Genomic DNA, 14,251 nt, shown 5'->3' on the forward strand with positions numbered 1-14,251 from the left:
TGTCATACTCTAGGCTGATTTTCAGGATGGTTTATGCCCGGATAAGGCTGACAGATAATGCTGCCGTTGTGACTGAAAATATCGGCCGGAATATTGAATACACGCCGGATATTATCTACCGTTATCGTTTTATTGACAGCACCTGCTGCAATGACGCTGCCAGTATTCAGCATCACAACATCATCGGCAAAAGTCGTTGTTAGATTTAAATCATGTAACACCACAACGACGGTTTTTCCGTGCTGGAGTGAGAGATCGCGAACCAGTTTAAGCACCGTGTATTGATATTTGATATCCAGGTGGTTCACTGGCTCGTCCATAAGAACGATATCAGTGTCCTGTGCAAGCACCATCGCCACCCAGGCGCGCTGGCGTTGCCCTCCTGAAAGGGCATTGACTTGAGAACCGGCTTTATCGGCCAAGCCGACGATTTCCAGTACATCCTGAAACAATTTGCGATCCCGCGAGGATGGTCCACCGAAAAGCGAATTGCGCCCACAAGCTGCCAGCTCGATCAACTCTCCCAGTGTCATGTAATCCGGGCAGTGGCATTCCTGCGGCAGATAAGAGATTCTTCGGGCCAGTGCTTTACGACTTATCCCTGTAATCAGCTTACCTTCCAACAGAATTTCTCCGCTTTTCAGGGGAATGAAACCCATGATGGACTTCAGAAGTGTCGACTTACCGCAGCCATTAGACCCGACGAGTGCAGTGATACGCCCTTGGGCAAAGTCTACTGACAAATCATGCAATACGGTTTTCTTGCCGTAAATTGCGGTGATATTTTTTGCTGTAAGCACCAAAGACTCCTTCAGTTTATCTTATATAAAATAAATTACAGTGTAATCGTTATGATTTGGCTAACATACCAAAATCACAGGGTAAGCCCCAATGTCGTTGTTTTTACCTCTCACATGACAGCATCCTGCACTTGAACTATATGACGAGATTCCGCAATAACACCGTTGATTAATGCGTCAATTTTACGACTGTCACGATGATGTGCCGTGGTGATTAGATGTGCAACATCCCCCGACGTTGCCAGACAATACTTCTTCCAGACGGCTGCCGACGGACATGGAAATACCACTGTAATGGAGTTGTCATGACGCCAAGCGTTTATCCCGGCGGCACGGAAACGCTCGACGGCATATTGTGCCATCTCCAGGCAGTGTTTGGTGCGGCGCTGCCAATCGGCAAACGAGTGACTGCAAATGGCTGCCCATATCATTAGTGGTGTCTGGCCATTACGTGAACCTGATATGGTTCTGTCCTGAGCCGAAATGTAATCAACATCGACTGCAATACGCTCAACGTTTTTCCGTTTTGCAACAACAATCCCGCAAGGAATGGGGGAACCTATCATTTTGTGCCCGGAGACACAAATGGAGTCGATACCATCTGCAAAGGTAAAAGGCTGCGGGTTATCTACGAACGGCAAGATCATCCCACTTAAGGCAGCGTCGGCATGTAGATAATAATTCTCACGAGCGATACCGATTTGCTGCATACGTTGTTGAATAATATTTATGTTATCCACCGCACCACGCAGTGTCGTGCCGATATTGGCAAAGATGATTGGATGTGGTTCTTTATGAGCAATGATCTTCTGCATCAGGTCATTATCATCTATTTCACCAGTGGGTAAGGATTCTACTAAACAAGATTTGATACGCAGTAACTTGACGATTTTAGCTACCGAATAATGCGTATCTTTTGAATAATAAAGTGTCCCTTCCGGGAATAGTTCTCGCCCAAGATAGCAGCCGAACATATTACCTTCCGTTCCTCCGTTGGTAACATAACCCCAACTGTCTTCGAAAGGGATTTTGAACAGTTCAGCAAAGTATTTCATGACCTCTTTTTCGAACTCAAAAGAGTTTAAGAGATAGTTGCACTCCGCTCCCCAGTCACCACAATTGTTGATAGAGAACTGCATGAATCTCTGTAAATAAGAATAATCAAAGTCTGAGGACTCAGGATAGCCGATATTGAAATACTGGTTTTTAACACAGTAATGCCAAAACGCATCTAGCTTGTTCTTATCCGCAAGGGACAATGTCATCTTTATCTCCTGTATCGTAACACTATGATAGATCAAAGCTCTGGAATGATGAGTTTTTAGGCAAGTGATAATACTCTCGCCCAAGAAGCTGGTTGGCAATAATCCCATTGCGATACGCGCCAAGCCCCAGATCGGGAGAGCCAATACCGTGCTGAAAAATCTCAGCATTCTGGACGAAAATAAAGCCTTTTCCTTTGTCAAGGCGCTGAGCGCTAAAGTCCTCTTTTACAATAAAATCGCCATAATCGTCGGTTGCAAGCACGGTATTTTTGAGTCCTTCTAACCATTCGGGGCTGGTATGCTCATAACCTGTAGCAGCAACAATAGCATCGGTTTCAATGACGCCGACTTTATCGAGATGCCGATGACGAAAAACGACCCGCAACGCCTCAGAGTCTCCGGTGTTTTCTACCTGCTCGACTTCGCAATTTGAAACAAGCAAAAGTCCTGGATCACGGCCACCGATGGAGCCTTCATACAAAATGTCGAAAATATCTGCGATAGTTGAGACGCTGATACCTTTATAAAGTCCCCCCTGACCCGACACGATCTTGCGGCGTTTCTCTCTTGTTATATTGTGAAAATGGTTCATGTAGGCCGGCGTGAAACATTCCTGACCGAGTTTCGACGATTCCATAGGATGAAAACCGGCAGATCGGGTGATCCACTGGATTGAAGCACCGGCCTCTATCATTTCAGGCGTCAATGCATTGTGGAGCGCTAGCACGCATTCGGCAGCACTTTGCCCTGAACCAATTACCGTGACACGCCGGCATGTTGAGAGCTGTGCACGCCTGTTTATGAATTCTGCCGAATGTAAGATAGGCGCTTTGGTCTGGATTTTAGCCCACTCAGGCAGAAACGGAGCGGTTCCTATACCGATAGCAAGATGACGACTGTAATACTGATGCGTCGGTCCCGTATGAGGTTTACTTTCAATCATGAAATGATCGGAAACCGGATCATAAGCCACATCAGTAACGTTTTCACCGAATTGGCAGGAGGGAAGCTGTTGCGTCACCCATCGGCAATAATGGTCATATTCCTGGCGCGGGATTTGAAAGTTTTCATAATAATAGAATTTGTAAAGACGATCATGTTTATGAAGATAATTAAGAAAACTCAGAGGGTGTGTAGGCTCCGCCATTGTTACCAGATCCGCCAGGAATGGAACCTGCAACGTTGTACCGGGTAACAGGAGCCCCTCATGCCAGCGAAACTCAAGCTTACGTTCGAGGAAAAGGCTGGTCAGATCAGAGTGTGACGAAAGCAGCGCCGCTAATCCCAGATTGAAGGGGCCAATACCAATACCGATCAGGTCAATATTATTCATATTAATAATCCGTGTTGTTTTCTAAAATTTTTCCATTAAGTGCTGTTCGACTTCTGCTACGTTACGGCAACGCAGCAGTTGCGAGAGCGAGAGCACGATCGCAAATTTCTCATAGATACGTGCTGAAATTGTTTTCAGATGTTGAGGGCGCAGCCCCATGCTGATGAAGTCGCTGTCTCCATCGATGTGGCTAGCGTGTGATTGGCCGAGCACGTCCAGATAAATTTCCAGCACCTGTTTTTTCATCGCTGTTTCTCTAGCTGGGAAAGCGTCGCGCTTAATAGATGGTTGCTCATGCACCGATTCCGTCAGCAGGCTGTGTGCTTTAACGCGATCAGGCTTACCATTTGGTGAGAGCGGTAATTCAGGGACCGGTAGGAGCCGTGTTGGAATATGCGATGCTGGCAGACATTGGCAGGCATATTGGCGCAATTCTGCTCCTGATAAAGCACCCTCTTGTTGCGGCACATAAAGTACGCCGATGGCGGTCTCACCGTGCATTTCCTCGCCATAATCCACCACAAGAACGTGCTTAACCGACGGGTGGCGAACCAGTTCATTCTCGATGTCCGGCAACGAAATACGTACTCCACGCACCTTGACGTAACCGTTGACACGGCTATCAAAGACAATAATACCATCACGACGATAGTGCCCGTGATCACCGGTCCGGAACGCACGGAGCTCTTTTCCGTTCGTGTCCTTGATGGTCACAAAATTGGTCTGGGTGAGGCTTCCGTTTTCCAGATAACCCAATGCGACATTGACGCCTGCCGTATGAATAAGGCCAGTAACACCCACCGGACAATGATTGCCACGCTCGTTTAGCAGAAAATAGCTGTTAGCCGGTAAGGGCCTTCCATAGGGGATCTGGCTAACGTCGTCCAGCCCTATTTCATGCCATATACTCCATATAGTCGTTTCTGTTGGTCCCCCCAACGAAATCAACCGTACTGATGGCAGGAGTGTACGCAGACTACCAATAACCGCCGGTTTGATGTAATCGCCACCCTGAGCAATCAGCCGCAGGCTTTTCAATTCATTCCCCTGGCGGCACGCGAGAAGCATTTCCAGAATAGCGGGTACGGAGCACCATAATGTCACCTTGTGTCTGGCAACCAACTGGTTCCAGCGTAGTGCATCCTTTTCTTCACCGATAGCGGGAAGAACAAGGGTCGCACCTGCTGTCAGACAACCAAAAACGTCGAAGACCGACATATCATGATGCAAAGGTGTGACAGAAATGAAGACATCCCGATGCGTTACAGACCATTCGTCAAGGGTACTGGTGATGACATTCGATGTTGATTTATTGGATAAAACAACACATTTCGGCCTTCCGGTTGTCCCGGATGTGTAGAGGTAATAGGCGGGCGCTTCGCTTGATGAGAGAGCATCAAGCATAAGAGGAAGCTCCGCCAACGGCTCGGCAGACAAGAGTTTTTCAGGTGTTTCTGCTGGATATTCAATCTCTTCTCTTTTTGTCGTTACCACAAGGTCCGGATGGCAGTTTTCAAGGAGATAGCGCAGTCGCTCTGAGGGCGAATCTGCGTCTATCGGAACCCAGATCACTCCCGTCAACGCACAGGCTAGGGTCACAGCCGTGTGCTCAGGCCCACGGTGCATACAGAGGGCAACGACACTTCCTTTGGAAAGCCCTTTCTCCATGAAAGCTCCCATTATTCGACGCACATTACATCCCAGTTCAGCGTAGCTGACATGCCTGTCGCCACTGATAAGTGCCGTTTTAGTGTTTTTGCTGTCGAAGATATTGGTGGCTATCCGACTGAGAAATCGCCCGCAGTGAAAATCAGTTTCAATGCCGTTAAATCGATAGTGGTTCGTATCGATAATATCCCGTGCCGAAATTGCGAATACGCCTGAAGCTGCGATGACCTGTATTGCTTTGCTTATAGCTCCTAAAATGTCTCGAACGAGAGCCGATTCAACCGCTGCAATAGCATAATCGATGTCAAAAACAAGCGCTTTATCTGCATTGATCGAAAAACGAATATCCATCGCAACTTGTGGTGTCTGAGTTAGCCCACTATGCAACTGCATACAACTTTCGTGACCTGATACCGGCCACGAAAGTCCGTTGGTAATCACCACCGGTAAAACAGGGCCTGCACCATGCTTTTCAACCAGAAGTCGGGTAATGTCTATACCTGAGAATGCAAGATGTCCGAGCCCTTCCAGCACATCATTCTGTAGAGTGTTGGCTCGCTCAGAAAGATTGCCCTGCTCAACATTCCAGTTAACCACAATAAAACTTGAACGATTGCACAAAACACCGGATACCTGCGGTGCGACGGGAACACCAATGAACAAACTCTTCTCATCGATCCAATGGGACATAACCTCAAGTACCAGCGTCATGATGGTAGAATTCTTGAAAAGCATTTGTTTGGCACCGGCTTTCGACACTGCGGTATAATCTTCCCGTGCTACAATCAGGCTTTGCCGTGCATAGAGGGAAGTCTCTATTTGTGCCAGTGGTTTTGTCCACGGAAATCGTAGTGGACCACTGATTGTCTCAAGCTTTGTTTTCCAATACGCTTCATCTATCTTGCGCCTTTCAGAGATATCTTCCTCATCCAAGGGGGCACCAGTATCCTCCATGATTGATACCTTGCCCTCGAAAAGTTCTACCATCAGGGCAGCTATCGATCGTCCATCAAGGATCAGTGCGTCAAAACGAACAAACGCGATCAGGTTATTCTCTTCCGGTTGATTCTCTGGCAAACGAAACAACGTGATGTCCCACGGAGAACGCTCCAAGTCGAAAAGCGCATGTGCAAATGCTTCACGGTGGTTTTCCACATGACGGAGTGCCTCTTCCCGTGACAGGGTACTCAGGTCGATTTGCTGTAAATTGATATCCGCTTCTACGCTAACACATTGGACGAGTCGCTTTACATCTATCCGGGTGCGTAAACTTTCATAACGCTGAACCATATCCGCTAGGTGATTTCGCAGATGTTCCAAGTCCATGCGCCCGCGATACTCGCGAAATTCTTGCATCGCAACGCCACCAAGCGGTAATTCTGCCCGCCGCCCAAGCAGATATGCCAGTTGCAGGGAGGTTAGTGGTTTTTCCATGCTATTCTTTCGATCGATTTTTACAGTAGAGTCAGTGGCTTCAATTCTGACTCTCGGTGATGGGGCTGTTATTGCATCGGGTGAATGTATTGCCTCATCGAAGCGTTGCGGATATGTGGCGATTTCACGGACGAAATTAACAAAACTGTCGAACATTGGGGTTATCCATTCTTCTGGCAGTATATCCAGACGAATGTCCCAGTTGATGAGAATACCCCCGTCGGCGGAAGCAACTTGTGCGTCGAGCGCAACTTGCGGACCTTGTGAGATAACCCAGTTCATGGGACCAAATGCGCGCCTGACCCGATCTGAGAGAAGTTCTCCCTCCGGTATATCCAGCGCCGCGGTGAAGACGACAGGAGTCAATTGCGTCGCGCCATGATGCCGGGAAAGATCGCGCATCAGATTCACACCAGGATAAGCCGAATGGGCAAGCAAATCTGTCAGTTGCCCGCCAAGTCGTTTACAAAGGTCAGCAGGGCTTTCTGTTCCATTAATATCTACACCGAGGATGAGCACATTAGAGAAATCGCCGACGATCCTCTCCACGCCATCCACAAGGGGGGAACGCCAGAACATCGGTACATTGAGCCGAAAGCATTTATCTCCGGTATGCCTTCCAAGAACAATAGAGAAAAGTCCCAGCATCAAGCTCGACATGGTTACCCTGTGTGTTCGGGCAAGTTTTTTCAAGGCCTGACGCTCGTCTGGCTGGAGCCATGCCGCCAGCCGATGGCTGCAAGCCTGATTGGGCAAGGTTTTGTTAATCGGCAACGCGGGGGCAGGCGGAATGTGCGGAATACGTGAGCGCCACCAGATTCTGTCCCTTTCACGGGCAGCTTTTAGATAGGGATCGGTGCGCACCTGATCGCACCAGTTGAAATACGACGCGATTACCGGAGCCGGCTGATCCGGGTTATCATAAAATATCGCCAGATCCTCCATTAATATCCTGAAACTCGAAGGATCGATAGCTATCATATCTGTATCGACATGCAGGCGAAATTTTCCGCCATCTCGCAGACTGAGTGAAAAACGGGACGCCTGACCAGAAGAAAGATCAAGCTTCTGATGGGTCCACTCCATGCGTTTAACAAGAAGTAACCTTGCCTCCTCTTGTTCTGGTAATCCCCTAAAATCCTCAATTTCCAGTAACAACGACTCACCGGATGGAATAACAGACTGAAGCCCTTCAGCGTTGACGCAGAGTTTTAGCATGGGGTGCAGAGAACAAACACGTTCCAGAGCCTGTTTAAATCTTTCTATCTCAATGTCATGGCCGTCGAATTCGGCATAAAGATGTGCGGCAATACCTCCCAAATCGGTCTGAACGTTACGTCCGACCCAGCAGGCTGCCTGCATTGACGTTAATTCTCTCATAGTTTATTCACGTGGTTGAAAAATCCGGATTAATAGAAGCAAGTATAAAAATAAGTTGAATTCACATAGCCTCTGGCTGACTAGATTATTTTATTGCTTTGTCTTAGCCCATTCTCCCACGGCTCTGAGAGTATGTTCCGCACTGGCAAACGTGGGGGTAAAAACTTCGCCCGCATTAAGAAAAATAATCCGTTTTTCGCGAGCGGGTTTCATATAGTGAGTCCATCCAGGCACAATCCGATCAAGTGCAGAGCGAATAGCGTTCTCATCGTGCTCCTTACTGCCCCAACTGTTGAGTACTACCAGAACGTCCGGATTGAGTTCGCCTAATTTGTCAGCACTCAACTGTAAAAGCAGTTGAGATGAGGTGACCGAAAGACCGCCTTGTGCCGAGAGTTTCAGGCGGGTGAAACCAAGATCTTCCAATGCCTGAGTGAAACCGGTCGCTTCGCCGACGACATTGATCTGATCTGTTATAAGGATCGGCAGATAGGTCTTATTAGCCGTATTTTCCGGCAAAAGGGCGCGCGTTGCCGCTACGCGCTGTAAATACATGTCCCGCCGTTTTTGAAAATTCTGCTCACGTCCGGTAAGTCTGGCCAGATTTTCTTCAATCTTGAAATGATGGAATTTTCCAGAAAGGAAATTTTGCAGATAGACAGGAGCAACCGTTGAAAGCTGTTTTACCTTGTCGATATCGAATTCGGTTCCAATAATGAGGTCGGGTTTAAGTGCATAAAGTTTTTCCAGATCGATTTCCCTGCCAGCACTGATGCCTTGTGGTTTCGTGTACCCTTCACCGAGCACACTATCGACGAAATCTGCACCAAGCTGATAAGTGCCATCTTCCGAACGGCCATAACTGCCGACCGGTTGAACGCCCAGCTCCATTAGGGGCAGACCGAGAGCAGGCTCGCTCATCACCACAATACGTTGTGGCTCCTCAGGAATAACGACTTCCCGTCCCATAGTATCCGTGACCTGCCGCGTTGCGGCAAAGGCCGATGTCCCCATCAAGCACAGTAATATGACAGTAATAGCAGATCGCATAATATTTTCTCTTTCAGAGCGAAGTAGGGTTATATGGCTCGGTCAGGCAACAAACCTCCCCTGACCTAACCACATCACATCCATAATGATTGGTTCATCACCCCATAGACATCACACAGGAACTTGAGCAAGGGGGAGGCTTGAAACATCAGGTGTTGTGAAGAATGTGAAAACTTTATCTATGGTTTCACAGATGCGCTGGACGTGTTCTTCAGGGTAACGATCCGCACGGTAAGTTATCACCAGTCGCATTATTCTTTCTCCATCAATGACATCTTCCATGATCTCGAATTGAAGACCAAACATGGATTCTTTTTTATCAGGATCGATTTGCCGGTAGCGTATATCGTTACCAGACGGGGTCTTAAGGGCACCATTCAGTGCATTATTGGCATGAATCTGAATATAAACGTCGAAGATCAGACCATCCTCCGGTGTCATCCCTAACGATTGTTGGATAATATCGAGCGGTATATCCGCATACGGCATGGAATTATTGATAGTGTCTCTGGTGTTTTCGATCAGTGCGCCGACGGATTGCTCTGGATAGAACTGCAGCCGATGGGCAACCATGGTGGTAAAGTAGCCTACTGTTTCATAGGTATCGGGATCAGTACGACCCGACGCAGAAGTACCTATCACAATATCCTTCAGATTGCCAAGCTTGTGTAGCGAAAGCGCAATTGCAGCGTAGACAACACTGAACAGGGAAGCATTATTCTGTCGAGCGAAGGAATAAAGACGATGAGTGATTTCAGGTTTAGGTTTGTATTCGATCCAACCAGCTTTTGACGAACTTTCATGCGCTGAGATAGTCTTCCGGTTGTCAGATAAGGCGAGTTCTAACCCGCGCGTTGCATCACGCAACATGTTAGTCCAGTAATCAAGATGCTTTTGATTAAAGCCATTTGCCTGCTGTTGTAGAGCAAACTTATGGAATGACAATGCGGTTTTTTTCCAGACAGGAGCCATACCTACAGAACGCGCTAAATAAGCCTGGGCAAGTTCCTCTATCAGAACGTTCAACGACCATTCATCAATAACCATATGATGAACGAGGAATGACAATATTTGGCGTCCGGTTTCTGGATTGCGGATCAGCCGTATTCTGATTGGCAATTCGCGGGAAAGATCGAACTTGTAAGCAGCTTCGTCATCAAGACGTATACTTTTACTTTCGTGACTGTACCAGAACCACTTATTATTATTCACGTCCGACATGGCGACAATCTGCTGACAGGCCTCACCATTTTGAACATGGAATAGGGTGCGCAGGCTGGAATGACGCTCGATAAGATCAGAAAAAGCCTGCTCAAGGAGCGTTTCGTCAACCTCATCAAGAAAATCCAGCGCGAAGGGCAGGTTGAAGATGGTGCTAAATTCATAAGCGTTATAGGCATTCCAAAGAGAGGTTTGTGCGAGTGCCAAAGGTGCCGTCAAACGATCGTTTTGCGTCTGCGCCGAAGGCTCCGTATCCTTACTCTGATTTGTTATCACTGCGCGTGATGCCAAGGCGGCAGCAGAAGGATGACTGAAGAAATCACCGAAGTGCACTTCCAGCCCGTGCGTGCCGAGTAGTTTACCGATAATGCGCGTTGCCAGCAGAGAATGACCGCCACAGTCAAAAAAATCATCATCCAGCGTCATATCTGTAACGGCCAAAGTTTCACGGAACTCTGACAATATGATCGCTGCTATTTCATCAGTACCAGCAGAGATCTCCTTGCCGGGGGCGTTGTGAGCAGAGTGCACAGCAGCGCCAGGCACAGAATTCGCGACTAAACCTGCAATGGCATCTTCACTGCCTTTAAGAAATGACACAAAATGATTTAGCAGAAACTCGCCAATGTGACCGGAAATCGCCTGGCCGGTTGTTAATATAAGGCTAATTTCTTCTGTACCTTCACACTCTGTTGCCAGTTCAAAATCGGGACGCATTTCATAGGTTGGCAATAGGATAGGATGGCTCAGTAAACTCTGTTGTTCAACCAGGCCATTCGGACGAGATAGCAACCGAACATATACCCAGGACTCATCACTCCCTGTTACAGGAGTACCGGAGAGAAGATTATCTTCGTCTGGTTGCGCCTGAAGCCTATCCATGACGGATTTGATGATCTGTGTTTCCGCCATGCCACACTCGATAATAATGCGGCGGAAACCGTCCGGCTGTAACAGGCAAAGTGCAATCTTTTCTTGACCGCCGAGCAGGCCAATGAACTGGGCGAATCTGGCTGAAATCATAGCCGACACACAGTGGGATAGTTTGTCGCGGGAAAGGGACGTTTTCAGTTCATTAATTTTAAGTCTTGTTTTCCAACGCAGTGCGAGCCGATCTTTACTCAGGTCAGTTGTGACATCAAAAGAGGAATGAATAATGCTGTTCTCACTCTTGCAACAGCGCAGCCAGGATACGAGAGAAGCCGCTTTTCCGTCGAAAGGTAGTAAGGAAACACGTTTTAGAGATGGCGGTTCTACACAGTGACCGGCATAAGCGCGGATCAGTATTTCGAGTATCTCTTTTTCATGACAAATTTGTGCCAATATTTCGTGCAAAATAAGAGATAAAACAACTTCATTATTTTTTTGTATTATCAATATTTTAAAAGGTGGATGCTGTTCAGGAATCCAAGCAGATGCTTGTACAGCCAGTATCTGCTTGATCATGTCTGCATGTGAGCTGGCATGGAAAAACTCAAGGCATGTCTGCCAGCCCATGACTCGGGTTTTATGTAATTCACCGTCATCATTTAACTCATAGCGTACGTTCAGATCCGGTATTGCTTCAATAACAGACTGAATAGCGTGTATCAGCATTGAAATATTAACATCGTCATGAAGCCGCCAGGCTGAGAGCTGCTTGAGAATGCGGCCAGAGTTTTGTTGCTGTAGTAGCCAGATATGTTCTTCGTAACGGGATATGGCGGTGTGCGATAACTTTCCTGAATCAATATTCAACATGGATTTTCTCGTTTTATCAAACTGAACAGTCATTTATTACAATGCATTAATACGAGCCAATATCCATTAAATGCCACATAGGAGGACTAATGCTGCCTGCAGAATGTGCGTTGCAGTGGCTGCCGTATTTGAATTGACAAAAATATACAATTGACAAATGAGAAGGTTAACATAATATTGTCATCTTGCGAACATTAATGATAATGATAATGATAATGAGAATTATATCTATAAAAATAACTCCGCCTATTCGTGTAAATGGGTGGAATCTGCTTTTTTCACGCAAAAAAGTGTTACTTAGCAGTGCGATTTTGTTTTCCTTATCATCCTTGGGAAGTCAAGCTGCCACTTTGACTCAACCAGAGAAAAACAAAACGGGGAGTGATGACGCCGATGTCATCACGGTAACAGGTGAAAAAACAGAAAGAACTCTGCAGAGAACGTCAAGTTCAGTCACAGTTATTTCCGGGCAACGGATACAGAATAAACCTGAGGCGACAACCATCGTTGATATTTTGCAGGGTATACCTAATGTGCTTTATACCAGCAATACAAGTGCACCGAGTATTCGTGGTATTGAGACAAATGGGCCTCTCGTAGGAGGAAATACCTTTCTTTCTAAACCCATACCACGAGCGACCATCAGTGTTGATGGGCGGTATCTCAGCTCCGCAGAATTTAGTTTGGGGAGAGGATCTGTTTGGGACGTAAATTCAGTAGAAGTATTCCGTGGCCCACAAACGACGACACAGGGCGCGAATAGTATCGCCGGTGCAGTTATTATCAAGACTAACGATCCCACCTTTACCCCCGAATTCGATGGGCAGATTTTATACGGAAGCCACCAAAAGAAACGGGCTTCTTTTACTGTCAATGGCCCATTGACAGATGATCTCGCAGTACGCCTCGCCATGGATTACAGCGGTAGAAATACGTTCATTAAATATACCAATCCCGGTTTCGTCGATTCTGATATGAACAAAGATTTCGAAAATCTGGATATCCGTGTTAAGGCACTTTGGCAACCGCTGGATAGCCCTTGGTTGGCCAAACTGACTTACTCCCATATGACAGCAAAAAATCCTGACAGTGAGTCGGCGTCATTGCCCTACAGTGATTTGAAAAACTCGACGCTAAGCACCAACAGGGCTAAGACCAGCAGTGATGTCGGTATTTTAGATCTTCAATATACGTTTGAAAACGATATGGTGTTCTCCAACCAGCTCCAATATTCGGCCTCGCAGTATCGTTACACTTTCACGAAGAGGGCTCTAGGTATCGCAAATCGTGATTCTAACAATGTTTCCAACGAAATACGTTTGAACTTCGGTGATGAATATTCAATCTGGAGTGGAGTAACAGGGTTTTATTACTCGCGTGACAAGGCTTCGAATGTGCTTGATAATCTGTTGGGCAAGGCAGACGCCGATCTGACGAATACCAGTGTCGGCCTTTTCTCAGAGACGACCAGGCGTTTTGCGGAAAAATGGGCTCTGACTGGCAGTTTGCGTTATCAATATGACCAGGTCAAGCATGAAGGGGTCACCAGCTATGTGCCTGGCGTCTATCATGAATATAGTAAAGGGTTCCATGCTATTCTGCCGAAAGTTTCTCTCGCCTATGACGTTACTGATGATATAACCGTCGGTACTCTGATAAGCAAAGGCTATGCACCGGGTGGTACAGGTGTGAATTTCTCTGGGCATTCCTATTACACCTTCGCGCCGGAGAAGGCTTGGAATTACGAGTTGTTTGCACGTGGTAAAGCACTCAATAACCGATTGCTGGTAACCGGTAATATCTTTTATACAGATTATAAAGGGTTCCAGAGTGCTGTAGAGGATTATACGAAAGACAGACCTAATAACGGTTCTATCCTTGTCAACGCCGATAAGGCGGTAACCTATGGACTTGAGCTGGGGGCAGATTATCGGGCTCTGGACAATCTTCGCCTACGTGGTGGGCTTGGATTGCTTCATACTGAAATCAAAAAATTCGCCGATTATCGAGGCAACTTGTTTGAAGGAAAACAATTCGCTAAAGCGCCCGGCTACATGTTTAACGTCGGTGCTGACTGGAACATCACGGAAAAAGTTCGTCTAAGTAGCGATCTTCGTTACGTGGATCGTTACTTCTCAAATGACCAGAACGATCCCGAATTGCGAGTCAGTGCCTATTTAGTTTCCAATCTCCGTTTATCCTATAATCCGACCAAAAATCTGGAACTGTTTGCTTACGGAAATAACGTCTTTGACAGACGTGTGCCGACAAATAAATACCAGGATAGTACGGGGGGGCCTTCAGGATATATGCTGGAGCCGCGTGAAGTGGGTATCGGTGTGAAAGTACGCTTCTAAAAA

The 14,251-nt window shown here is 47.0% G+C and carries 7 protein-coding genes; 1 reads left to right on the forward strand and 6 read right to left on the reverse strand.

Going from position 1 to position 14,251, the window contains the following annotated elements; translation table 11 throughout:
• Positions 1–2: 2 nt before the first annotated feature.
• The 6 genes from ABLA76_RS05120 to ABLA76_RS05145 all read right to left on the reverse strand — a co-directional run bounded on the left by ABLA76_RS05120 (position 3) and on the right by ABLA76_RS05145 (position 11,891).
• A complete protein-coding gene (locus ABLA76_RS05120; protein WP_348987115.1) occupies positions 3–800 on the reverse strand; it encodes an ABC transporter ATP-binding protein in 798 nt (265 codons plus the stop codon).
• A 110-nt stretch (positions 801–910) separates the two neighbouring features.
• The gene (locus ABLA76_RS05125; RefSeq protein ID WP_348987116.1) at positions 911–2,065 is read right to left on the reverse strand and encodes a histidine decarboxylase; all 1,155 of its coding nucleotides are present in this window, start codon (positions 2,063–2,065) and stop codon (positions 911–913) included.
• Positions 2,066–2,087: 22 nt separating this feature from the next.
• Positions 2,088–3,398 carry a putative histamine N-monooxygenase gene (gene basC / locus ABLA76_RS05130; protein WP_348987117.1) on the reverse strand — a complete coding sequence of 437 codons (1,311 nt, stop codon included), beginning with the start codon at positions 3,396–3,398 and terminating at the stop codon, positions 2,088–2,090.
• A 21-nt stretch (positions 3,399–3,419) separates the two neighbouring features.
• Positions 3,420–7,880 (reverse strand): amino acid adenylation domain-containing protein, encoded by a 4,461-nt coding sequence (locus ABLA76_RS05135; RefSeq protein WP_348987118.1) that lies wholly within the window; start codon positions 7,878–7,880, stop codon positions 3,420–3,422.
• Between the two features lie 90 nt (positions 7,881–7,970).
• Positions 7,971–8,930, reverse strand: a complete 960-nt coding sequence (locus ABLA76_RS05140; protein ID WP_348987119.1) for an ABC transporter substrate-binding protein — start codon at positions 8,928–8,930, stop codon at positions 7,971–7,973.
• Between the two features lie 111 nt (positions 8,931–9,041).
• Positions 9,042–11,891, reverse strand: coding sequence for a condensation domain-containing protein (locus ABLA76_RS05145; protein WP_348987120.1), 2,850 nt, complete (start codon positions 11,889–11,891; stop codon positions 9,042–9,044).
• Between the two features lie 215 nt (positions 11,892–12,106).
• Here ABLA76_RS05145 and ABLA76_RS05150 point away from each other — a divergent pair, with 215 nt between their 5' ends.
• Positions 12,107–14,248 (forward strand): TonB-dependent receptor, encoded by a 2,142-nt coding sequence (locus tag ABLA76_RS05150; protein WP_348987121.1) that lies wholly within the window; start codon positions 12,107–12,109, stop codon positions 14,246–14,248.
• Positions 14,249–14,251: the final 3 nt, after the last annotated feature.

This window comes from Xenorhabdus sp. SGI240, assembly GCF_040081915.1.
GTDB classification, from domain to species: Bacteria; Pseudomonadota; Gammaproteobacteria; order Enterobacterales; family Enterobacteriaceae; genus Xenorhabdus; species Xenorhabdus bakwenae.

Bases quoted from the DNA above. Each gene is read 5' to 3' on its own strand.
- basC (WP_348987117.1), bottom strand. From the start codon at position 3,398: ATGAATAATATTGACCTGATCGGTATTGGTATTGGCCCCTTCAATCTG.
- ABLA76_RS05145 (WP_348987120.1), bottom strand. From the start codon at position 11,891: ATGTTGAATATTGATTCAGGAAAGTTATCGCACACCGCCATATCCCGT.
- ABLA76_RS05150 (WP_348987121.1), top strand. From the start codon at position 12,107: ATGAGAATTATATCTATAAAAATAACTCCGCCTATTCGTGTAAATGGG.
- ABLA76_RS05135 (WP_348987118.1), bottom strand. From the start codon at position 7,880: ATGAGAGAATTAACGTCAATGCAGGCAGCCTGCTGGGTCGGACGTAAC.
- ABLA76_RS05140 (WP_348987119.1), bottom strand. From the start codon at position 8,930: ATGCGATCTGCTATTACTGTCATATTACTGTGCTTGATGGGGACATCG.
- ABLA76_RS05125 (WP_348987116.1), bottom strand. From the start codon at position 2,065: ATGACATTGTCCCTTGCGGATAAGAACAAGCTAGATGCGTTTTGGCAT.